Source organism: Bdellovibrio sp. HCB337, from assembly GCF_047302465.1.
GTDB lineage: Bacteria > Bdellovibrionota > Bdellovibrionia > Bdellovibrionales > Bdellovibrionaceae > JACMRP01.
In genome coordinates this window covers 1,022,776-1,046,438 of the sequence record NZ_CP178621.1, presented here as the reverse complement: position 1 = coordinate 1,046,438, position 23,663 = coordinate 1,022,776, and the positions used below count along the sequence as shown (strand labels likewise).

Annotated in this window: 21 protein-coding genes; 13 read left to right on the top strand and 8 right to left on the bottom strand. The window is 44.1% G+C overall.

All coding sequences use genetic code 11. The features are described 5' to 3' along the window. The first annotated feature begins 145 nt into the window (after positions 1-145). Both ACLWBB_RS05080 and ACLWBB_RS05075 read left to right on the top strand, forming a co-directional pair. Complete coding sequence (locus ACLWBB_RS05080) at positions 146-1,108, top strand: hypothetical protein (RefSeq protein WP_413290492.1); 963 nt, start codon at positions 146-148, stop codon at positions 1,106-1,108. Positions 1,109-1,314: 206 nt separating this feature from the next. Next, complete coding sequence (locus ACLWBB_RS05075) at positions 1,315-2,736, top strand: hypothetical protein (RefSeq protein ID WP_413290491.1); 1,422 nt, start codon at positions 1,315-1,317, stop codon at positions 2,734-2,736. A gap of 199 nt (positions 2,737-2,935) precedes the next feature. Here the strand turns inward: ACLWBB_RS05075 and ACLWBB_RS05070 are convergent, their stop codons facing one another. Both ACLWBB_RS05070 and ACLWBB_RS05065 read right to left on the bottom strand, forming a co-directional pair. Further along, entirely contained in the window at positions 2,936-3,709 is a 774-nt protein-coding gene (locus tag ACLWBB_RS05070) for an SDR family NAD(P)-dependent oxidoreductase (RefSeq protein WP_413290490.1), read from the bottom strand. Positions 3,710-3,811: 102 nt separating this feature from the next. Next, entirely contained in the window at positions 3,812-5,452 is a 1,641-nt protein-coding gene (locus ACLWBB_RS05065) for a hypothetical protein (protein ID WP_413290489.1), read from the bottom strand. A 380-nt stretch (positions 5,453-5,832) separates the two neighbouring features. On the opposite strand from ACLWBB_RS05065, the gene ACLWBB_RS05060 reads away from it, so the two are divergent. The 4 genes from ACLWBB_RS05060 to ACLWBB_RS05045 all read left to right on the top strand — a co-directional run bounded on the left by ACLWBB_RS05060 (position 5,833) and on the right by ACLWBB_RS05045 (position 10,640). Further along, complete coding sequence (locus ACLWBB_RS05060) at positions 5,833-6,291, top strand: hypothetical protein (RefSeq protein WP_413290488.1); 459 nt, start codon at positions 5,833-5,835, stop codon at positions 6,289-6,291. A gap of 103 nt (positions 6,292-6,394) precedes the next feature. Next, on the top strand, positions 6,395-7,624 hold the full coding sequence (gene pepT / locus ACLWBB_RS05055; protein WP_413290487.1) for a peptidase T: 1,230 nt from the start codon (positions 6,395-6,397) through the stop codon (positions 7,622-7,624). A gap of 350 nt (positions 7,625-7,974) precedes the next feature. Continuing rightward, positions 7,975-8,775 (top strand): type II secretion system protein, encoded by an 801-nt coding sequence (locus ACLWBB_RS05050; protein ID WP_413290486.1) that lies wholly within the window; start codon positions 7,975-7,977, stop codon positions 8,773-8,775. Between the two features lie 311 nt (positions 8,776-9,086). Then, positions 9,087-10,640, top strand: a complete 1,554-nt coding sequence (locus ACLWBB_RS05045; protein WP_413290485.1) for a hypothetical protein — start codon at positions 9,087-9,089, stop codon at positions 10,638-10,640. Positions 10,641-10,671: 31 nt separating this feature from the next. On the opposite strand, the gene ACLWBB_RS05040 is transcribed toward ACLWBB_RS05045, so the two are convergent. From ACLWBB_RS05040 to ACLWBB_RS05020, 5 genes are all read right to left on the bottom strand, one after another. After that, entirely contained in the window at positions 10,672-11,262 is a 591-nt protein-coding gene (locus ACLWBB_RS05040) for a hypothetical protein (RefSeq protein WP_413290484.1), read from the bottom strand. Between the two features lie 168 nt (positions 11,263-11,430). Further along, positions 11,431-12,252 (bottom strand): hypothetical protein, encoded by an 822-nt coding sequence (locus ACLWBB_RS05035; RefSeq protein WP_413290483.1) that lies wholly within the window; start codon positions 12,250-12,252, stop codon positions 11,431-11,433. After that, positions 12,239-12,988 (bottom strand): type IV pilus modification PilV family protein, encoded by a 750-nt coding sequence (locus ACLWBB_RS05030; RefSeq protein ID WP_413290482.1) that lies wholly within the window; start codon positions 12,986-12,988, stop codon positions 12,239-12,241. Before ACLWBB_RS05030 ends, ACLWBB_RS05035 begins: the two co-directional genes overlap by 14 nt. Positions 12,989-13,058: 70 nt before the next feature. Further along, positions 13,059-13,868 carry a DNA/RNA non-specific endonuclease gene (locus tag ACLWBB_RS05025; RefSeq protein WP_413290481.1) on the bottom strand — a complete coding sequence of 270 codons (810 nt, stop codon included), beginning with the start codon at positions 13,866-13,868 and terminating at the stop codon, positions 13,059-13,061. 134 nt (positions 13,869-14,002) lie between these two features. Beyond that, complete coding sequence (locus ACLWBB_RS05020; protein ID WP_413290480.1) at positions 14,003-14,413, bottom strand: hypothetical protein; 411 nt, start codon at positions 14,411-14,413, stop codon at positions 14,003-14,005. A 346-nt stretch (positions 14,414-14,759) separates the two neighbouring features. Between ACLWBB_RS05020 and ACLWBB_RS05015 the strand changes: the two genes are divergently transcribed. The 7 genes from ACLWBB_RS05015 to ACLWBB_RS04985 are packed head-to-tail and all read left to right on the top strand — an operon-like array spanning position 14,760 to position 20,764. Beyond that, complete coding sequence (locus ACLWBB_RS05015) at positions 14,760-15,497, top strand: iron-containing redox enzyme family protein (protein ID WP_413290479.1); 738 nt, start codon at positions 14,760-14,762, stop codon at positions 15,495-15,497. After that, positions 15,494-16,168 (top strand): hypothetical protein, encoded by a 675-nt coding sequence (locus ACLWBB_RS05010; protein ID WP_413290478.1) that lies wholly within the window; start codon positions 15,494-15,496, stop codon positions 16,166-16,168. The genes ACLWBB_RS05015 and ACLWBB_RS05010 overlap by 4 nt, the downstream gene beginning before the upstream one ends. Next, on the top strand, positions 16,155-16,793 hold the full coding sequence (locus ACLWBB_RS05005; protein WP_413290477.1) for an acyltransferase: 639 nt from the start codon (positions 16,155-16,157) through the stop codon (positions 16,791-16,793). Before ACLWBB_RS05010 ends, ACLWBB_RS05005 begins: the two co-directional genes overlap by 14 nt. Further along, positions 16,790-17,731 carry a ferritin-like domain-containing protein gene (locus ACLWBB_RS05000; protein WP_413290476.1) on the top strand — a complete coding sequence of 314 codons (942 nt, stop codon included), beginning with the start codon at positions 16,790-16,792 and terminating at the stop codon, positions 17,729-17,731. The genes ACLWBB_RS05005 and ACLWBB_RS05000 overlap by 4 nt, the downstream gene beginning before the upstream one ends. Then, positions 17,731-18,999: a glycosyltransferase gene (locus tag ACLWBB_RS04995; protein ID WP_413290475.1), complete on the top strand. Its 1,269-nt coding sequence runs from the start codon at positions 17,731-17,733 to the stop codon at positions 18,997-18,999. Before ACLWBB_RS05000 ends, ACLWBB_RS04995 begins: the two co-directional genes overlap by 1 nt. Next, positions 18,996-20,024: a fatty acid desaturase gene (locus tag ACLWBB_RS04990; RefSeq protein ID WP_413290474.1), complete on the top strand. Its 1,029-nt coding sequence runs from the start codon at positions 18,996-18,998 to the stop codon at positions 20,022-20,024. Before ACLWBB_RS04995 ends, ACLWBB_RS04990 begins: the two co-directional genes overlap by 4 nt. Further along, positions 20,021-20,764: a sterol desaturase family protein gene (locus ACLWBB_RS04985; protein ID WP_413290473.1), complete on the top strand. Its 744-nt coding sequence runs from the start codon at positions 20,021-20,023 to the stop codon at positions 20,762-20,764. The genes ACLWBB_RS04990 and ACLWBB_RS04985 overlap by 4 nt, the downstream gene beginning before the upstream one ends. On the opposite strand, the gene ACLWBB_RS04980 is transcribed toward ACLWBB_RS04985, so the two are convergent. Then, complete coding sequence (locus ACLWBB_RS04980; RefSeq protein WP_413290472.1) at positions 20,752-23,490, bottom strand: MHYT domain-containing protein; 2,739 nt, start codon at positions 23,488-23,490, stop codon at positions 20,752-20,754. The two genes, ACLWBB_RS04985 and ACLWBB_RS04980, sit on opposite strands and share 13 nt — an antisense overlap. Positions 23,491-23,663 lie beyond the last annotated feature (173 nt).

Below are 23,663 nucleotides of genomic sequence, written 5' to 3'. Positions count from 1 at the left end.
TCTCTTACTTGCATATAAAACACCACTACAGCAAAAGGTCCTGAATATCACACCCATCCGTGCAAACTTACTTAGTTTATAAATATAATCATATTTTATAAACAATATAAAAAAAGCCGCAGACTATGTCCTGCATGGGTTCAAAATGAAAGACGAACAAGATCCACAAATAGTTTCTAACTTACCTAGAATTGCACAATTGATGAGAAAACCGAAAGCATTCGTTGGGGTCCTTTTGGTCTATTTCGCGGTCTTACTCGCATCTTTTCAAGTATATGAGACTGATATTTTAAATTTTATCCGACAGCAAGGACTGTACGCTATTGCAGCCATAATAGGCATCATAGGATTCACTCTGTTTTCCAATGAGTTATCCAAACATAGTAAATTTTCTCGTATGGATAACTTCGTCGATGTCGACAATAAACGAGAAGAGCCAGGCTACTTCTACAAAAAAATTCTCAATGAGCTCAATGAACTCAGACATAACCCAACAAGAACAGACGTTGAATATCTTGAATCTCTTGTCAAAAATATGACTGTTCAAAGGAAACAATCTGACGAACATATTCTCGAAAATTTCGAAAACTATTTTAACGAGATACGGCGGGTTCTTACAGAACAAGCTCATATAGCTGATACAAAAGCATCCATATTATTAGACAAAGGAACTTCTTATTCGCGAAATGGAATAGTGTTTTACATAATCTCAATTATTGGCTGGCAGATACTAGCACTATATACAGAGTTTAAGGAACAACATATTTTCGGGATTGCTTCTTGCTCACTACTTTTTATTTTTATCGAATTTTTAGCAGCGTGGTTTCTAAAACAATATCGACACTTTGTTGATACATCTACCTACCTTATAAAAGTTAAGTCAATATTTGACAAGTACATGCTCTCGTATTTGACCATTAAATCACTTAGCACGAGCACCTCAAATGAAGACTCCAAATATCAAGCAATGCTAAATATATTGGCTGAGGAAATCAGATGGCCTGAAAGCTACTTAATGAAGAATGCGGACATAAGCTTTGCAAAAGAAGCTATGGAAACAATGACACATTTTGTTCGTAGCATGAAAAAAGATGCGAAATCGAACTAATACCTTACTACACCTCTACCACCTCTCAATTACGAATGTTTCATTTTGTATTTGTTAAATAGATAAAGTTTTCTGGAGTTTTGAAGCGAGGTACTAGATTCGCTTCGGATCAGTAAGTACTCCAAAACAGGACTTTAGTAACCACGTTTCGGACAGAATAACATACTGTTTACAACATTATTGTGAATGTTAAGATTGGATGATCAATGAACTTCTCGGATTTAGAAAATGAATTTAAAGTCGCTGAATCAAAGATACCGTCGATTGAATCGACTCTGCCATTTTACCAATACGTTTACTTAAAAAGTAGTGCGCTCACTGACGCAACTTTAGCCATTCCAGAGAGCTTAATCATCGATGGCCCAATAAGTAAAACCTCAAATAAAAAATCAGTCCGTTTGGAGTTTAAGCATCCTGTTTACATTTCCGAAATGACTCTTACTACCAAAGGTACTTTCACTACACGTCGCATACATATCACTTATTTTGGTGGAATCCCTGGACTCCGCAATTCTGAGTTCAAAAAGGTACTCTCACCAAGCGAAAATCACAAAATAGAAATCAGGTCCATCATCGCAGCAATAGAAATTACCACCAGCAAATATATAAGCGAATGCATTGAATCCATAGATATTTTAGGAGATTTGAATTTCAATCCATCTAAGTTTCAGGATGACCTATCTACTTACATTCAAGAATTTACAAAAGTAGATAAAGAAATTAGGGAGCTTACTGCGACCGCTATTAAACTATCCACCAAAGGGAAAGACGCGGAAAATCAACTAGAATCACAACAACTGCAGCAAAAAGATCTTGCAGAAAGTATCGAAGATCTTGAAGGTACAAAGACCTTTCTCAACACTGAAATTAAAGACCTTACAGAAGCTCAACACTCACTACATACAAACATAGACCGACTAAAAAGCGATGAACAGGCGTTAAGCAACAACCTAAAATCTCTGCAAACTGATATCAATACGAAGAGAGATCAACAGTTTAAAGCTCAGGTTGAGCTAGATCAGGTGTTGGAAAGAAAAAACTTTTACAATTCAACCCTAGAGGGATTTAAAGCCGAAACAAAAAAAAATTTTTGGATCAACTTCTCAATCATTGTATTGCTCTCTATCATGGCCACCCTACTAAGCTGGGGGGCTATCAATTACTACGAACATGCGTTAGACCAAATTGCACAAACAACAGAATCTCGTCAAATATATGCTATCGCAGCTCTACGCCTTGGCGCAGGAGCAATATTTCTCACTGCATTCTACTGGTTATTCGGAATTTTAAAAGTCGCTGTTAGGAACAACGTAAGACTTCTCACAGAAACTCGAAACATCGAAGCAAAGCTTATACTTGCAAAAAATACAGCTGAAACTGTACTAAATGGTAAAGCTCCTGGGGAAAAACGCAACTATGCAACATTTTTGTCTTTTATCATACTTAAAAACCATTTTATGAATATGTCATATGAGTCTCTTGCTCAAGATCTTGAGATAGATGGAGAACAATTAGAAACAGTAACTCCCATCTTGCCTGCTAGATACGATATGAAAAACATAATAGGTGGGATTCGAAACATCCTAAAATCCACTCAAACAAACGGCAAAACAGATGAGGCTAACTAAACTTGGTCTAACTCTGCTTAATTTTGCGACGATATAGGGATTTTGTACCGGGCCCTATTTCTGTATGCGGTGCTTACAGAAGTAGGACCTGGCACTTAGTTTCCGGATCTGTTCCTTTTTCTTGAATAAGCCCTTCATTGATCTCTCGATAGACATGTCCAACTCAGGTGTTTGAACGTGAATATGGCACTACTGTCTTTTATCTTTGAAATTTACTTTTAACCAAAGTGCGAAATAACGGGTTCAGATACCGAGCCGTCCAAAGACCGATGGATGTGATTCCATCCGGAAGCAGATCCTTATCATCTGATTCAATCGCTGATTTAATTTTTAGTGCATACGCCTCTGGCGAAATGGAAGCTTCAGGAATCTCGAAATTTTTTCCATACTTCGTTTCGATCTCATCAAACATTCTGGTTTTAATTCCTGGAGTCACAAGGCATAAAGTCGAAACGCCAGTTCCTCTGAGTTCGACCTCTATACAATCCGTAAAGGCCACCACCGCAGCTTTAGAAGCAGCATACGTCGAAGCGCAAGGAAAATGCATAAATGCAGCGACGCTGGCGTTATTTATAATTTTTCCGCGACCTCTTTTGATCATTCCCGGTATCACCGAGCGAGTAAGGTGAACCAGAGCATTTACATTGACCTGGAACATAGAGTAAATTTCATCTAAAGGCTGCTCTTCGATAAGACCGCCCGTTAAGAGCCCGGCGTTATTAAATAAAAAATCAACGTGAATATCTTTAAGTGATTCAGCCAACCATTGAACACCTTCACGAGTGGATAGATCGCATTTTAAAAAGTGAATAGAAGCTGCGCCGAGCTTTTTAAGTTTAGACTCGATTTCTGTGTCCAAAGATCGCGCGGCAATATAGACATTCGCACCGCACTTTGCAGCCATCTCTGCGACAGCAAGTCCGATTCCTCGATTACCCCCAGTAATTACAAAATGAGATTCTTTGATCTTCATATAAGCCTCTTGGATAAACGAAGTATAATCGGAAATACATTTGGTGCCAGGTCCTATTTCTTGCCGCAAGGCTTCCGCAAATAGGACCTAGCACCTAATTAACTAGTTCGTCCAAATAGCGCCGAAAGAGTTGCCGTCGTTATAGCCCTGGATTCTCCAGAGTCTTAATCCCTGGGTGCTGTATTGATCGAACTTCTGCTGATAATTCGCAGCATTCAGGTTAAACCAAGATGCCCAAGTTCCTGGTTTTTGCATCCACACGCCACTATAGCGAAGCCCCCACGGTAATTCCGCGGCATTGAAGCTGGTATTACGCCAACCATTTGCACTCAGATATTGAACTTTATGTGTGTAATCATCTTGGGTCATATTGTGCCAATACTGAGCACCTTGTCCGTCTTTAACAAGAATCGCCGAGTGACGACGCTCGCCTGATACAGAATAAGAAACATGATCTTCGATGCGATAGCCTTTGCTCTCTACCAACTCTCTAAACTTCTTCGCAAAGTCATCGTCTTTCAAATTCACCAAGGTGGTGAACGAGTTGCCGCCATGTTTTTGCCAAATCGCTGTGAAGCGTGGCGAACCATCTGGCGCCGTCGTTACTTGCAATTCACGCGGTCGCATATCGTCTTTATCAAAGGCTTTTAAAGCCTTATTCAATTGTTCTTCTGTTAAATATCCGCGAGCTGCCCATGATTTTTCGGCTTTAGGATGGAATGCGCCTGCCGCCTTAATTTTTGTTCCTGCTTTATACACACTCAGTGTTTGTGGTCCCCAACTCATTTTTGGATAGTAGTCAGAATAGAATTTGTACAGATCCCAGTTGATGTTGTGGAAGGTCGCATAGAAAGGCACAAAGAAACGTGGATAGTCGATTTCTTTCATGATCGCATAACAACTTGAGCTTACTTTTCCATAGACACCGTATGGATCGACAAAAACCCACTCATCACCCTTTGTCGGACTTGGCACTGCCATCATGAAATGCAAATGGTTATTGGCACGAAGTGCGTTGCTAGGTGTTCCATCGTTTTTTAAACCAGCCCCAGCTCCACCGACACCCGTGTTGCCAGAGTATGCGATGACTTGTCGGGCTTTGACCTCGTCGCCAACGTTTACAGGAATAACATGGGATTCTTCACCCCAATAGAGTTTGCTATCGTTTGCCTTTGCAAAGCGCGCATATCTGGCAGTGATATCATTGCCATTTGGATCTGGTGGGACAATGGCGCTAGCAGCCTTGCGATCGTGGGTGTACCCATTACGCAAATGAAAATACAAACTGCGATACTTTGATCCATTGGCAGCAGTATGTTCAATAACCACCACATTGCCATGCCAATTGTCCCACAGTTTTGACACCACCTTACCCTGCGCCACCGCGCGGACTTCAAAAGATGCATCCGTATTTGGTGCGACACTAGCTCGCCACGAGTCTACAGCAGAATTCCCACTGCCATTGTCGCTAAGCCATCCGCGTAAGATAGAAACTTTATTTGCATCATAGGGCAGATAAAATGGCATTTGTGGCACGACACCTTTAGCCCATGTTTGGGCTGCACCAGCATCGGCAAATGCGGTTTGTGGTCCTCGATAATTCACATCTTTGGACGCCACACCATCATGAATCGCATAGTCGCAGCAGCTCGTATAAACTGTGGGTGCTGTGCAGACCGCAGCAAAAACTGAACCCGTGAAAAACACACTGAGCACCGAAAGGGCGCAAGAAAAAAATCTCATTGAAAACTCCTTCTTCTTTGTAATTTGATTACAATTCGTTGATTCTGCGACAGAAGAAGGAGCTTTTCATATCCGCTACTTGCAATTCTTTATGGAAAAAGCCGAGAACACGGCTTAGATTTTATGCCAGTTCCCAGTTCTGTGTGCGGTGCTGACGGACATAGGACCTCACACGTACTTTCTATAGGATATTCTTTTGTTTCAAATGCGAACGTCTCACTATAAACAATGCCTATTTAACTAGCACAATTGCAGCTTCTTGAAAGTATCTCGAACATCAAAATGATTTTTAACGGCCTTTAGAATTTCTGTTTCAAGTAGATATAAACATATTCCGATTAATATGAAGCTAGAAAGCCTGAATCTTAATCGGAGGCCAATTGAAAGAACAATCGCGCTCAAATAAATTCACAAACGCATACTTCTGGTGGAAGATTGATGAATCCGATTTAGCAAAGCAAATTTCAGAGTACCAAACTCTCGAATGGAAAAATTCAGCTCGAAAAGTTTCAAGTATGTGTTTGGTTTTCAGCATATTAGTTACAGTAGGCTTCACTTATTTCGGAAAAACGGATCCCTCTGCCTATGTAGATGCCGTCATAATGGCCATACTTTCTATTTTTTGCTTCAAAGGACATAGCTGGGCTTTGATGGGCGCCATGATCTATTGGTCATTTTCAAAAGTTTATCTCTTGGCCACTGGGTTCGGCTTTCCACTTCTACATATAATTTGGTGGGCAATATATATGAAACAGTTCTTCCTCGCGTGGCGTGTGGAGAAAATGCGTAACAAACCATTTCCTCAAAATCCAAATGTTTCCAAAGTAGAAAGTGCTTAGGAAAACTTCAAAACCTTCGAGAAATATAAGTTGGTCAATTAAAGATTAACTAAAAAATTGATAAATCGATCCCTTCTTGCAAGAATGCGGAAGGGTGAAGATTATGAACTCTTTAGAAAAACAACTGACTGAACGTTTCTTTCGCTATCTGGCCGTTAGCTCGCAAAGTGATGACAACATCACTAGCCTTCCGAGCACACCTGGCCAACAAAAGCTTGCAGAGTTATTAGCCGCAGAGCTAAAAGCCCTTGGTTTAAAAGATATCAAAATTGACCAACACGCCACAGTGACTGCTGTTAAACCAGGAACTAAAAAAGGTGGCCCTCGTATCGGTTTTATCACCCATATCGATACCGTCGACGTGGGCTTAAGCCCCCACATTCATCCGCAGATACTCACCTTTAGCGGCGAAGATGTTTGCCTCAATCAAAAAGAAAATATTTGGCTGCGCGTTTCAGAACACCCCGAGATCCGGCCCTACGAGGGTCAGCAAATCATCTTTAGTGATGGCACCAGCGTCTTAGGAGCTGACAACAAGGCCGCTGTCACAGTTGTTATGACCTTGCTTGCAAATCTGCGCGACGATCAAGAGTATGGTGATATCGTCGTAGCCTTCGTCCCCGATGAAGAGATCGGACTGCTCGGAGCCAAAGCTTTGGACCTGTCTAGATTTGATGTGGATTTTGCCTACACTATTGATTGCTGCGAACTCGGCGAAGTGGTTTATGAAAACTTCAATGCGGCCACTGCGGATATGACGTTCACCGGTGTCACAGCACATCCAATGTCTGCCAAAGGTGTATTAGTGAATCCCATCTTGATGGCTCAGGATTTTATCAGTCACTTTGACCGCTCTGAAACCCCCGAAAACACAGCCGGTCGTGATGGTTATATCTGGTTCAATGGCATGAGCGCCACCCAGCAAGAAGCGAAGCTTACAGCTTCTATCCGTGATTTTGATCTGCAAAGTTTTGGCGCACGAAAAAAGAAAATCGAAGCCGCGACCCAAGCCATTGCCGCCAAATACCCAACAGCCCAAGTATCTGTGAAAATCACGGACACCTATAGCAATATTAGCAGTGCTATAGGTGCTGATCGTCGCGCTATTGATTTGATCTTTGCAGGGCTTAAAGAAATCGGTGTCGATCCCAAAGTCATTCCCATGCGTGGTGGAACCGACGGCGCTGCCCTTTCCGCGAAGGGAATATTGACTCCGAATTACTTTACCGGTGCTTTGAACTTTCATTCAAAGTATGAGTTTTTACCGATTACCTCTTTTGTGAAATCCTACGAATTGACAGAGCAAATTTGCTTGCTCGCGGCTAAAAAATAAAATCTTGCATCAAGGAGACTTGCAAGTAATAAAGCCCGAGCCGTTTGAAGCCTGTCCATAGATATTATGGTGGCCCCCTCAAAGATCAATTTGCTCAGCTCGAAAATCTCCAACCATAATTGATCGAATATTGATTCGAGTGTTCGGCACTGATGTTGTCTCTAGAAACCGCTGCAAATGTGCAGCGGTTTTTTTGTTTCAATTCGAGGCTTTTTGATTTGGACGCAAATGTAAGCGGTTGTTATCAGAATAAATTTAGGACTCAAATTTTAAGTGCTCGGTGATGCTCGTAGCGGGGCTGTGGTTTGTTATAAACAATCCGATAAGTATTGGGAGCATTGAGGTAATCCGTGAAACGTATAAATAGTCAAAGTGGCTTTAGCATGATTATGGCTTTGATGGCCATTGCTATTGTCGGCGCATTGTCGATGGCGATGATGACTATTTTTAGAACCTTCAATGCCCAGTCACGCCATTTCAACTCTATGGTTGGCGCCAGAGCTTTGCTCTCGACCATGCAAGGGATCGTTGCTTATCCGAATTTATGTATGGCCAACCTTCATCCGGGCTCGCGACATATTGACCCCGTGCAAGCAGCAACGGAAGCCGGCGTGCCTTTGCGTATCCTCATGGGTGGCGGACCCTCGGGCCCCATCGTTCAAGCCGGTGCCGAGTTAAGAAGTTACGATGTCACTATCGATGCTCTCACCTTTCGTAACGTGCATCCTATCGGCACAGACCCGGGAACTCCAGGCAATACACTTTATTCTGGAGAACTCGTCGTGAAATTAAAAAAATTGGGAGTCAGTACTGAAGTGTCCGGAGGAAATGAACTCCGCGAAAGAAGTGTTGGTACCATGACTGTTTCGGTAAACCCCGCGTCCAGCAACATCACTGGTTGTTACGCTCTCACAGATGCACGAACATCTTGTATTGAGGTTGGCGGCACTTACGATGATACAAGTTATCCAAAATGCAAAATGCCCTACCCTTGTGATGGTATAGATGGCGCGATATTCCTTGGCTACACAGACACAGAACCGAAAACTCCTATATGCCGAACGATGGAGCAAGTCGTGGGCACGATTTGTCCTGCAGGACAATACATTGTCTCGAATGGTGCAGGCTCGATCACTTGCAAGTCTCCTTAATAAAATCTCCTCACTAAATATCAATTCTGATTTCAAGACAGTGCTGCAAATACGCAGCGATCTTTCGAACTCCGATCAGTTCCGAACGCTCTATTATTTTCAGAGCAAATTTAACCACAATAGAGGCATCTAAATTGATACGCAAAATTCACCAAATTTTCATTTTCTAAATTAATAGAATATTATTTAGACATATGGACGTTTGTGGAACCGCCTTCAATAGAATCGCTCGCAATCAGCGAGGACAGAGCTTGGTCTCTGTTTTAACTGCCATACCAGTGGTGGTTACCGTATCTCTATTAATAGGCACCATGGTTCATGCCACCTATAACGAAGTGTATCGCTTCAAAGTCCGTAGTGAATCAAACTCTATCCAACAAGATTTGCGTTTATCATTAGATTCGCGTGCCGCGTGTTCGTCGAGTTTAATTGGATCAGGCTCAAGTACTTTTAATGTCGCTGAAGCAACCTCTGCTGACGGCATGGACATGGCTTATAGACTTGCCGATGGCTCGGTCGTAGGCACAGGTGTAAATCTCGTAAAATACGGAGTCCGCGTAAACTCGCTGAAATTCAAAGCCTTCGCCAATGGAGGTTTAAACTTCGCTGACGATGCCCGTATTGCAGGAAACATGCTTCAGTATGGAGAGTTGATTATCAATACTGAGGATCTTAACGGCGACAGAAAAGTGGCCGCTCGCGATCAAGCTCTCGGAGGTGTCGTACTGTCAGTTGCATCTAATGGTACGATCTCGCGTTGTTTCCTTTTGGATCAAGGCTTTGATATGTGCACAGAATCTGGTGGCACATATGGTGTGGACAACAAATGTAAGATGCCTTCCCTTTGTCCTTTGGGAACTTTGTATACTGGTTTAGATGCCTCTAGTAATCCAATTTGCGTTTCACCTGCGAATATGTTGGCAAGTGCTTGCCCTGCAAGCATGATATTAGTTTCTAATGGATCAGGCAGTGCCTCTTGCCAAGTGGCTCCGACGCCAACACCTTCTCCTACACCGACTCCAATACCAACGCCGACTCCAGCTGTGACTCCTACTGTAACACCGACTGTAACTCCAACAGTTACGCCTGCGGTAACACCAACTGTGACTCCGACTGTAACTCCTTCAGTTACTCCATCTGTCACTCCAACTGTTACACCGACGGTAACTCCGACTGTTACTCCTAGTGTTACTCCGTCTGTGACTCCAACGGTGACGCCTACGCCACCACCAACACCACCTCCTACGCCTACGCCACCGCCGACTCCGACTCCAATTCCGGATCCGCAGATTATTTATACGCAACAGCAGTTGGCATTTGCTTCATCAAAAATGACGGTCGAATGCAAAAACTTCTTAAGCAATATGGCTCCGCTGGATTTGACAGCGACAAACGACGTCACAATCAGTGGTTCTATAGGTGGTGGTTATGCACTGGCTTCCGCTCGAAACTTTACCGCCGATGGTGTCGCTTCCAAACATGTCATCGTGGATAGCGCGGTTAATGTGCCGTATCTTAAAGGAGCAACCGACTTCTATATAAGAACTCAGTATCTGGATACAATGTTCGCTGGCGGCGATAAGTTCTTATTCGTCCTTAAAAAGATCAAATACATTTACACGAGTGCCGGGCCACTCTGTATCTCTGCCGAATCGATCGACTATATCGACGGAATCGCCGGAAAACATCAAATTATCGCAAAGAGTATCGCTCTTATTGATGGCGGCGCCGGAAGTATGAGTATCTATGGTGCTACTGTAAATACAGTGAAAGACTTCACCGGAGACATTTGCTTGTATAACGGTGCGAAGATCTTGAACTTAGTCAGTTCACCACTTGCCAAAGTTAGCACGACTTGCCCTTAGCTACGACTGCAGAGCCGTTGCAAAGGGCCGTCTAGTACCAACCTACGGGATCAATAAAGATATCATTCCAGTTCGTGCGAATCCGCGATCCCGTCGGAAACAACGTCTCGGGATGTTTGAGCTCATAGTACATATACGTATCCCAGTTCTCGGCGACCGTGCCATCTTGAGGGTAATTGGGATTCAGCGGCCCCGTACAAGTTTTGTCTCTGGCGACAAGGTAGATGCGCATTAAGATCGTCGGAATGCGTGGATCTGAAAGCCCCGCATAGCGATTGTCCTGGCCATTAATAAAGATACATGTCAAAGGCTCGCGACGGCCATTGATGTCGAGGTATGAGCCCTCCGTCAAAAAAATTCTGTCCCAGAAATTGCGATAGAAATGTCGCGGATCCAATCCAACTCGCGCATCGGCTATGATGGGTTCGGCGTAAATCGGTTTAGCAAGGTCGTACTCGAAATGAATTTTTTGATGGGTTCCCGCCATGGTCACGCTGAACGTGCCCACCCGACTCAGCTTATGTGTAAGATCGCGATAGAATTTTCTATCTGCTGCAGTGGGCTCTGCGTTCGCAAAGCCGCCGACACAAACTAATAGTCCCAACACGCTCAGAATCTTCATAAACCACCCTCTGTGAGCAACATTAGGGTGAACTGATAACTCACAGGGCCTACTTAAATCGAGACTAGTCCATGAAGAAATCTGGAAATCTTAAAAATTTCGCTCGAAAAAATGACAACTTATTTTCTGATCTGTCCGCACATTCTTGAGCGGAACGGGCTCGCGTCTCTAGTAAAAATCCAAACAGATCGCGCCACAGACAAGGGGGTTGGCGTCGCCTTCGTCTACGATGGTTAAAGTCCATGGGGACTTCTTTGTTCCATTCACCAAGCACGATCCCGCGCCATCGCCGTCGTAATCGTAGCGAGCAAGTGCACAGAAATCGTGAACACCTATATTAAACGCTGAAGAGCCACCCGCATAACTACGAATCTGATATGAGAGCAAATAAGGAGGCGCCCCCACAGGGAATGGAGCACTAGTCACTGTTTTAAAGGTAAAGCCACCAAAAGCCGTAACTCCTGGAGTTTGTGATATCGTGAAAGTTGCACTCAAATTAATGGGACTTGCGCAGGTCGCGGTTCCACCAGGACAAATCGCGGTGAAGGTTGTGTACACGTCAAAAACACAATCGTTATTGCCGGGGTTACAAATTTCCCCGCGAGAAGTGTATCTGACAGGACTATTCACACTGGCACCACTGACAGCGACACCATTTGGATCGTACAAAATAAATCCAACTGGAGTCGTCGTCGCTTCACACAAAGCTGCACCCGCCGTATAGCAACCGGCAAACTTCACGTTACCGAGGCTTGCAGTAGAGTTGCGCGTGAAAGTCAAAGATCCGGAACTTCCTAAGTATTTTTCCATACGCATCTCTAAAAGATTGCGCGCAATCATCGCTTGATTGAATTTGATATCTTTACGTTGCGAGCTGACCGCATTCATGAAGCTTACGATCAAAAAGGCAAAAATCCCCATGGCGATGATCACTTGGATCAACGCTTGTCCCTTGTTATTTCTGAATCGAGAATCATTATAAGAAATCAAAGCACACCGCCGAGGCACAAGAGCCGCTGGAATACCAATTCTGTTTATAACTTCCGGTCAGGGCACACGCCTGAGGGTTCAAAGACTGAATCATACAAAACTCATGGACCCCTAAATTGCCACCCGATGTATAACGAGTGACTCGAAATGGAGGAACCGTGTCGTGCCTAAGATGAATCGGAATCGGCGCACTGACAATCGTCTTCATAGCCGGCCCCTTATAGGCGATAGCATCAGGATTTTGCTGAATAGTATAGGAAGCCGTGACTGCTGCAGGCTCAAAACAAGTACTCGCCCCTTGAACACATGTTGCCGTGTAAGTAACAGCAACCTGAAAAAGGCAACGAGGTCCACCGACACACGGAGCCCCTGTCACATCAAAACGTGCTGGATTGGTAGGACCGCCAGCAAGCAACATATCCGCATTGTCGTACAAATTAAAACCTAGATCGGTGACGCTCTGACAACCACCCGTTTTAGTCACACAGTTTTTCAGATTTGGATTCTCATTCAAAGTTGTTTGAATAAAACCTTTAAGCTTCGGATTTGAAAGATAACGCTCGGTCTGCATCTGCAACAGAATCCTTGTCACAGAAATCTTTTCAGCTTCAAATTCTGCAAATTGGCGAACGATAAAAGGAGAGATGATCACGGTCAAACCCACCATGATCCCAATAGAAACCATGGTTTCTAACAAGCTGTAACCTCTCTGATGTCGTAAGCGCGTTGGTCCCATGTGTTCCAGTTCAGCATAAACACGCTTTTTACTGTAGACCTTTATATCGCCACAGGGCTTTGGGACAGGTTTACTGCTTAAGTCGAATCCCGGTTACATTTTGAATCTCAGAGACACTGCTTTTATACTCTCGCCAATCTTTTACGTGCGCTCCTGAAGTAGTAGCTACATCATTACAAAGACTTTTCTTATCTGTTGGTTCTTCCCCACTTTTTAGCACATTCGGCATCATCACCGCGAACGAGCTACGCTTTTTTTCTTTTTCCACAATTAGTACCTTAAATAACTTCGAGGGAACGGGAATATCATTATTAGGTCCGATCTCTCCAAAGTTCTGATCATAGACTGGGCCTGCTATGACATAGACGGTATTTCCCTCAGCAACAAGTTTGCGGGTATGCTGTTCGAGGTCTTCCCAAAGAACACGATTTACGTACGGGGTTTGCGGCAGCATATTGCTCATTACAAAGGTTGCCTGATTACTGGACGTAGAATTTGTGCGATCTGCTGAAGGCACTTGATGACCGCGATCAAAGCAACTTCCGCTGTAATCGTTTGGTGTTACCGCAGGTGGCGTTTGCGGATCTTGGCTTAGATATTCTTGCAGTTCTTTATCTTGCTGGAATTTATCGGTGCGATCGGCAGCACCAAGACTTTTAGCATCGACTTTCCACGCGACCCAGTTTGGCGAGCGGCGTTCCTTATTATAAGAGATCACATATTGCTTCCGCGAAATAATCACTTCATCGGTTGGTGTACTTGGCAGACCTAGTACGTTCGCATTTTGCTTTAGTGGCACGTCACCTATTACGGCTTCGATCTTTGCTTGAGCTTTGTGGGCTGCCAAAACGAGAGTCAAAAGAAGAGTTACTGTCTTCATGGGAACCTCCATCACTTCCCACTGCATAAAGAAAGCAAAATGCACCTGCAAGTGGTTACATTTTGCCTTCGCATATAAGCGTGCTCAGGTAGTGACAAAGTTCGCATACGTAAAAAGGAGAATGCGGGTGACAATTACTGACAGTACGTTTGCAGCCCATATTGGTTTAACAAAGTATAACCTCGGCAATTCGTCCCATTACACTGTACTGCCTGGTAACCGTAAGCACTTAAGTAATAGTAAACGCCCACACACTGCGAACCGGTCGTGGTGCTAGAGCTTGTGCAGTAGGTACTATTCACGGCTTGTCCTGTCGAACTTGAATAACAGTATCCGTTGGATTGGTTGTATCCAGTGGTACTACTGCAATAGCTTGTGGATACTTGCTGTCCAGCGCTTGAGTAGCAGTACCCGTTACTCAAGTAGTAGTTTGTCGCTGCCGCAGTGGTTGTGTCCGAGGTGCTTGAGCCCTTGCTGCAACCGACAGATAAGATTGTTAATAAACTTGCGAATAAAATATTTGTAATTTCGTTTTGTGTTTCCATGCCGTTCGTAATTGCAACTCACTCGCCAAAAAGTAGTGGCACGTTTAAGTTTCGACAGACAGATGGTTTTCTAAAATGATGTAATGACTGTTGAAACGTGAAAAAGTGTCGAATCCCCGGGACAAGGACGCAAATTGTCTTTCTACGAGATGGTTGTGGAAGGACTATGGAATCCCCCCTCAAAAGGCCCCCGTCAGGGGCCTCCTCAAGGCTTTTAGGGCTCTTTCTTGTGGCCTTATAAACTCGGGACGCTCCCGCACATTTCCCCTATGTAAAAATGGAAATTCCCGGGTTAACGCGTTGCATTTATTGGGTGTTTTGCTAGTATCCGCGCCGAGAGGTGCCTATGAGCGAACAGCTTTCACAACTACAACGTCTTTGTACTGAAACCTGGGATGCTTTTAAAGCAAAGTCCGAGTTTTTCAAACTCGTACAAGATGGCCTCTGCGACCGCAGATTATATGCCCTGCTCTTGATTCAAACTTATCACTACACCAGACACAATGCGATCAACCAAGCGATGGTCTGCCAAAATCCGAAAATCAATGACTTCAATTACATGAAATACTGCTTGGATCACGCTCAAGAAGAAGTGGGCCACGAAATGATGGCTTTTCACGATCTCAAACACGCAGGCTTCGCTGTTGAAAGCCCTTCTGTTTTACCAAAGCCAAGCCTTGAAACCGATATTTTCGTAGCTTACGTTTATTACATCTCTCAAACCGGCAACCCTGTCCAACGCCTGGGCTATAGCTTCTGGGCTGAAGACGCTTACGACCATATCATGCCGACTCTGCAAATTGCCGCGCAAAATATGAAGCTTAAAAAGTCTGCGATGACTTTCTTCATCGATCACGCAGCAATCGATCAAAAACATTCTGAAGACGTGCACAAACAAATTCTTCGCGTTTGTAAAACTCAAGATGACTGGGATGCAGTTAAAACTGCGATGTTGGGTACACTGACTCTAACTCATCGCCTGTTAGAAGGTATCGCAAGAGACTACAGCCTGTTAGTTCAAGGAAAATTGCCTCATCATGAATTCCTGGGCAGCGAAACTTCTTTCGCAGAGGTTGTCTCATGATCCGCTTTGAAAAGGTCCGCTCTAAATGGATCGAGAGCATCTTACTTAACGGTATCAAGGTCCTTCTATTTTTGGACTTTAAACACCGTTATGTCGGACCTATTCACGGCAGTATGTTAACGCCGTCGATGAAAAAACGCCTTCAAGAGTTTCAAGACAGCATCTATGCAGATTTAGCTCCTTACTTAAAAAGCCAACAACAACTGAATATCGAAGCAGAACTCAAAATCGACGAACGCAGTTATCACTTTTGGGCTGAAAACAAAGCCGGCGAAATCGTCGGCGGCCTGCGCTTAATTCCGGCACCGTTTGAGTTCAGCGCGCTGACTCCAGAACTGAAGGCCGCTGCCAACAAGTATGCCGATATTTTTGAAATCAGCCGTTATGCTACGAAGAAAAATCACCATGTTGTGGCTCAGCTGATTTTATTTTTCTCGGGCTCTTGGATCATTAAAGAGACTTCGCAAAAAGGCATGTTAGCCCTTTCGAAAGAGCGTTTGAAAGAACATTACAAACGATACGGCGTCCTTGATGAAGACATCGAAGGACCTTTCACCATCGATTGGAGATCTGAAGACGCCAGATACTATTTGGTGACTGCTGACATCCGTAAAATCGCAACCTCTATTATCCGCAGGTTCTTACTGAAGTTTAAGTATGAAACAAGGTAGATTCGATTTTAAAAATCTATTCGAGCAATCCCTGATCGTATTTCCCATTGCGGTTTTACTTTTCAGCGTGGCGTTGTTTGTGCGTTTCGTGCAAAGCACGGACATTTCGTGGATGATTGCTGCGATTTTAGTCCCCTATGTTCTGCCTTTGTTGTGCTTTCGTTTAGTGAATCTTGTAGCGCCGCTAAAAAGTGGCGTGTCGTTTATTGCCGAGCGCGGCTATTCACCGTGGCTTGGAGCTTACAAGTTTCAATTGATTTATTTGCACTTGCCATTCCTTGAAAGAATTCTGCGTTTAGTTCCGGGGCTTTTTAGCTTTTGGTTACGCCTTTGGGGAAGCCAGATTGGCAAATGGGTTTATTGGACTCCAGAAGTTACTATTCTGGATCGCACTCATCTTAAAATCGGCAATCATGTGATTTTTGGCCACTCAGTGCAAATGACTTCGCACGCAATCAAACCCAAAAACAACAGAGTCTTTCTTTACCTGAATGACATTACCATTGGGGATGGCTGCTTTATTGGCGCGTGGTCTAGACTCGCCCCAGGAGTGAATATCCCAGCAGGAACCACCGTCAAGGTCGCAACGGATCTTTATCCCAACGAAAAGGCGGTGTCCCCATGAATAAGACCCAGCTTTTATCACCTTTGTTGAATATTGAATCGACCATGGCTTTTAAACTGTCCGAGTTAAAAGGCCCATCGGCAAAGCTTCTTGAGTCCTTGTTAAAAAAGAAATTTGATCTGGGCACGAAAACGCAAAGACCTTTTTATTGGAATGCCGAGGCTTATGGTCTTGATAAAACCACACTCTTTCAGTCGTGCACGGAAGAGCAAAAGTTTTTGATTCTTAAAGGTCTTAATGATCTTCGTTTTATGGAAGCCCTATCCATCGAAAAAGCGGGAATCCACTATCACTCTAAGATGGTGCTTTTGTCAGACAGCTTGGATGAAAAAACATTTTATTCTGCTTTTGTGGCGGACGAGCTCAGACACTTTCACTCGTTTTTGCAATACTGCCCTATTGAAACTCCGGTTGAGTACTTACAGCAAAATCCGTTTCTGCAATTGATTAATTTGGCGATTCAAGACGGCGACCGCGAATGTATGATGGCCTTCTTGCAACATATCCTTGAGGGATTGGGACTTAGTTACTATCGCTCTTTGAAAGAAACCTGCAATGACGAATCCCTCAAAGCAGATCTCGAGGCGCTTTTGAAAGACGAAGCTTTCCACGTCGGTAGTGCCAATGTCTTTTTGGACAACAAAGTCTATGATGACCAAAAGCCGCTTTTAAAAGAACTGATCTTTAAATTTGCCGAAGGCCACCCGGCCTGGATTTATCCTGTGATCAGTGCTTGCGACCAGGTTCTTGGCGGCCTCAGCAAAACTCAAAAAGCGCAGCTCTTAACAGAACTGAACTATGAGCAAATCAATGCTCAAAAAACTTTGGAACTTAAAAACCTGATTATGTGCCCATTCACCAAACCTATTGTTGACGAAGCAGAAAAAAGAAACCTCTTCTCTGCCATCACCGTTAGCCAATTCGTCGAGAGGTTTTAATGGGCCACATCGGTGTTATTTGCTCTCCAGTCCCTGGGCATATGATTCCGTTAAGCAGCTTTGCTGACGCCTTGGAAGACGCCGGTCACAAGGTTACATTCTTTAACGTCGAGGACGTTCAAGAATTCATTCAGAAACGTGGGCACCACTTCTGCGTTGTCGGCGAACAAAGATTTCCACTCGGTACTTGGCAAAAACACATGGAGCCGCTGTCCAAAAAAAGCGGCTTAGCCGTCATCCTGGGGACCAGCAAATTCAACACTCTGCTTGCCGAGATCTATTGCGAAGACATTCCCGAAAAAGCAAAAGCCCTTGGCATCGATGCCTTTTTGATTGATCAAATTCAATTTCAAGGCTCTGTCATCGCAGAAAAAGTCGGAGTTCCCTTTGCTTCTGTCACGTGCGGAGTAAGACTTAATCGCGATTCCAACCTTTCTTATCCGCCTCCGTTTGTGCCGTGGCCACATTCTGAATCTTTGGCGACGAAGGCTCTGAACCACTTGGCCTTTAAAGGAATGGATCTTCTGACAAGTCCGATTCTGAAGGTAGCTCGGCAGCATGCTCAGAAATGGAATGTCAAAGTTCCCAGAACCATCGATGACACTTTTTCCACGGTTTTGGATTTTTATCCGTTTAATAAAGAATTTGATTTTCCATTTTCACGAGTCATTGGCAGCGAAGTGTTCTTAGGCCCTTACAAAAGCCCGCGCAGGGTTTCTGTGCCGTTTGATTACAGCAAACTAGATGACCGTCCTCTGGTTTATGCTTCTTTTGGTACTTTGAATAACGGCCTTCTGCCTCTATATCAAAAAGTCGCCGATGCTTTTAAAAACTTGCCTGAATATCAACTTGTGATGTCGCTTGGAAACAGCGCGATTGAGCCCGAACAAATCACGGTTGCTGAAAATGTTCTAGTGGAAAAGTTCTTGCCGCAGCCCGAGCTTTTAAAACGCGCAGTTCTTTGTATTACTCACGGTGGGTTCAACACGACGATTGAATCCTTAAGCGAAGGCCTGCCTTTGGTAGCAATTCCCCTTAGCAATGACCAGCCTGCAATTTGTGCGCGTATTAAGTCCCATGGTGCAGGTTTGGTTTTAGATGTTAACAAGACGACACCTTTAGCAATAGAACACGCCGTTCAAAAAGTTTTAGCGACACCTGGCTATAAGGCCTCTGCCGATAAAATCAAAAACGCGATTGATGAAACTCCGGGTCTTCTTGGGGCTGTTCGTTTGATCGAGGAAAAACTTTTAGGAGCTCAGATATGAAAATCTATCCTGAAGAACTCCTGGCATACGAAAAATACAAATCAGAGACTTCTTTTGCCTATTATTCTCCTGAGCAAAAAGCTCAGATTAAGAACCTGATCAAAACTTACTCGGCTTGGCACTTAAAACATCCTTACTTGCACAACTGTATTTCTTTGGTTTTAGTTGCCGCGCTGGTGTTTTTGGATCTTTATTGCCTTACGTACATTGGTCTGAACGAAAACACCTCAGGATGGCACACTCTTCTGCTGACAGTTGCGCATGGTCTATTGATGTACAATATCATCGGCTATACTTTGCATGAAGGCGCTTATCACCGCTTGATCATTCTTGAGCGCGGTCCTTTGACGAAAGTACTTAATTTCTTTGCAATGAATATCTGCCGTCTTTGGTACTGCGATCCTGTTTATTATCGCCAAAATCACCATGGCCATCATGTCCATATCGGTACCGAGAAAGACGGAACCTTTACCAACTTCATTCACCCAAGACGTTTTTTCGTCAGCCTGGGGCCCTTGGCGAGTGCTTTGAACTATAACGACTACAAACTGCACACGGGCGAAGTTTGGACTAAGAGCAAGATTTTGTCAGAGTCTCTAAGCTTTGGCATGCTCGTCTTAATCGGGCTTTGGACTTACTTCACTCATCACAGTTATGAAGTGTTGCTACAGTATGTAGCTGTTGCTTTTTTTGGTGCATGGATTTCATTTATATTGGACCGCGTGCGTGAAAGCACTGAGCACAATCTGATGCCCAATGATCCTTTTCATGGTGCTAGAGAGTTTGGTGTAAACTTCACAGGTCTTCTTTTTGGCGGCGGTCCTTGGGGGCAACCATGTCACCACACTCATCATTTAGCGCCGGGACTTCCGTGGTATCAGCAATTGCGTTTCCACTTTCAACTTAAAAAAGTCATGACACCCGAACAAAAGAAGCAGTTTTGCGTGCATCCTTTGTGGGGTGTCCCCGTTTTGCTTGGGCATGTGCTTTCAGAGAACAAAAAACGGATTGAGGATTTACCATGATAGATATTCTTTTGTTGATCCTCAAAGTCCTGCCCTTTTCACTGACGTATTCTTTCGTCAGCAATTACTTTTATTATTTCGTGATCTTTCAGAGCAAGTTGGGAAAAAGAATTTTCTTAAAAAAGAAACTCTATAATCATGAACCCGGTCATGAAGAGGCCTTGAAAACCTTCAAACAAGCCCTTCTTTCAGAGACCATGTTCTCAACGGTGTTTATTGCGATCATTAACTCGAATGCACCTATCTTGAAAACTCATGTGAAAGTTCGCTGGGGTTTGGCTGCCGAAACTTGGTGGATTTTCCTGGTAGAGGCTTCGGTTTTATTTATTATTAATGAAATCTATCACTATACAGTTCATCGTAATATTCACCGTCGCAAAGTTTTTAAGTTTTTCCACGTCTTACATCATTCGATCCGTTATCCTATTCCGCAATCGGCATCGGTCGCACAGTGGACCGAGCAGATCTTATTTGTGATTCCGTTCGTTGTTCTTTTATTCTGCGACGTTCATATTATTTCAATTTTGCTGTTTTCTGTGACGATTAAGTTTTTCTCTTTGATTCAGCACTCGGGCCATGAGTTCGTGCCAGGACATATTCGCGAAAAGTTTCCATTTAAGTATCTAAATACGGCAAGCTTCCATCAGGTTCATCACTCAGTCAGCATGCGCCACAACTATGGTTTTGTGACCAATATCTTAGATCGCATTTTTAAGACTAGGTATCATCAAGCCGAATAGTCCTCGAGTGCTTTCACGAGCTCGACATTATCAACCGGTTTTGTCAGATGGTTATCAAACCCACTTTGTAAAGACTTCTGGCGCTCTTCCTTCATTGCATGCGCCGTGAGCGCAATAATTGGTTTTGTATAACCCTGGTTTCTTAATACCTGGGTCGCTTCATAGCCGTCCATTTCTGGCATTTGCAGATCCATTAGAACGACGCTGAAATCTCCGTTCAGAGCTTTCTCGACCCCCTCTTTGCCGTTACTTGCGACTTCGACATTGGCACCGGCTAAACGCAGAATCTTTTTAATGAGGATCTGATTATCGATACTGTCGTCGACCACCAGAATTTTTAGATTGCTCAAATTGCCTTTAGACCGCCATTGGGTCGAATGCCAAGTGTTGATTACCTTAGGCTCTGCATCGTGAAAGAGCACTTGTTCAGAGAATCCGGGATCTATCGTTACAGTGAAGGTGCTACCCTTCCCCGGAGCTGAGTCAGTCAAAACCACGTCACCACCAAGAGCCATCGCCAGTTTTTTTGAAAGCACCAAACCAAGCCCCGTCCCACCGAATTTTCTAGTCGTCGAAGCATCCGCTTGAGCAAACGGCTTAAAGAGCCGATCAATCTGTTCTGGCTTTATGCCCTCGCCAGTGTCTGTGATAATGAAAGCTAATTTGGTGGCCCCCTTCGCATCAAGGATCAATGTCACTTTGACATGAACCGAGCCACGATTAGTGAACTTAATCGCATTGCCGACAATGTTAAATAGAATCTGACGAAGTCTAAGCGCATCTGTTTTGATGTGCGAAGGAAGTCCACCGAGAGAGCTGACTTTTAGTTCGATGCCCTTTTCTGCGGCCTCAAGACTTAGTATAGAATTCAGCTCTTTCATGATATCGGTAAAGGCGACTTCTGATTTTTCAAAATCAAGTCTTCCCGCTTCGACTTTGGATAGATCCAAAATATCATTGATGATATTCGACAGCAGACGCCCGTTTCGTTTGATGATCTCGATACTATTCACCCGCTCAGACGCCGTCATTTGGCCGTCTAATAATAATTCTGAAAACCCAAGAACTGCGCCCAGTGGCGTGCGGATTTCGTGACTCATATTTGCTAAGAAGGCACTTTTGGTGGCATTAGCGACTTCGGCGGCTTCTTTTGCACGGCTAAGCTCTGTTTGAATTTCTTTGTATTTGGTAATATTGCTGGCAACAACGATAAACCCCATTATTGTCCCGTGCTGCGCATCGAATTCAGGCACCAGAGTAATTCCCATATTTGCAACCCTGCTACCACTTCTCGAGTCCCGTTCATAGCTGATGGTTTCGCCGCTTAAAACTCTTTGTACGTAGGGTTTATTGGCGTGATAGCGATCCTCGCCCAAAAGTTCTGCAAATGATTTTCCTAAAACACTGTCGTGGCTTTGATGGAACCAATCGCAAAAGGCATCGTTCGCGAATAACACTTGTTCCTCGCGATTAAACTGTGCAATTAAAACCGGCACTGCGTCTGCAACACTGCGAAGTTGTTTTTCGCGGGCCTCAATATCTTTTGTGCGAGCGCGAACTCTTTCTTCAAGCTCTACATTCAGGCGCTTCATACGAGCTTCGGCTTCTTTGACCCTAGTGATGTCACGAATGACCTTTGAAAATCCGGTTAAAGTTCCCGCCGAATTATATAGAGGCGTCACTACAACGCTTGCCCAATAGGTCGATCCATCTTTGCGAACTCTTTGTCCTTCGCCTTCAAAATGTCCAATTTCTCTAGCCGCGACAAGCTCTCTCATGGCGGTTTGATTGTCGATATCTCTTTGAATGTAAAAGGCAGATATCTGCTTCCCGATAATTTCACTGTCGGTATAGCCTGTAATGCGTTTTGCGCCTGAGTTCCAAGTTGTAATGGCCCCGTCTGTATCTAACATTATAATCGCATAATCTTTGACGGCCTCTACCAAGCGGCGGAATTTTTCTTCGCTCTCTCCTAGTTTCTCGTCGACTTGTTGGCTTTTCTTAAGCCACATTCTTTGTCCGATGGAGCTTACCAGTGCAAGACCCAAAATTAATAGTGTCGCTGCCACTACCGTGGTCGCAAGTCCCGAGGATACCAGCAAGTTTGAACTTTCAATTGAAGACTCGGTATGAATATAAGTGGCGGCAAACATACCCGTGTAGTGCATCCCCGAAATCGCAATACCCATTACAGTACTTGCTAATAGTAGCTTCTTGAAATGATCGGCTTGATCGCGTAGACGAATTAGAATTAGCAATGCACCGAACGACGCCACCAGTGCGATTAACACAGAAAGTACGATCAGAAAGAAGTTCCACTGAATCGTCGCTGCCATTCGCATCGACGCCATCCCGATATAGTGCATACCTGCAATTGCTGCCGCCATTGCGATACCACCCGCGAAGATCGAGCCAAAAGGCGCCACCGGACGAGAGACAATAAACAACGCAAGAGCCGAGGCTACAACCGCAACAAGAACTGACAACACCATCAGGGGTATGTCATAGGCCATCTCCATGCCTGGCATTTCAAAAGCAAGCATACCGACAAAGTGCATGCTCCAAATACCAATGCCCATCGCGAGCGCCCCACAACCGAGCCATAAGGCACGCTCTCGACCTTTTGATTGAGTTACATTCTGTGCAAGATTTAGCGCTACGTAAGAGGCGAAAATGGCTACCAATACCGACAGCGTTACCCACAATAAATTGAACTGTGTTTCCATCACCATAATACTCGCAGCCTAACATGGCGATGTTAAGCGTCCACTCTTTTTGGAATGACGAACTCTGTAGAGAGATATGGTTTAGAACAGGAGTCATTTTCTGTAAAAAGACATATGGTTGTCGTTTAAAAACGAAAAGCAGCGAAATCTAAGCTATTGGTTTTAGCTTCTTA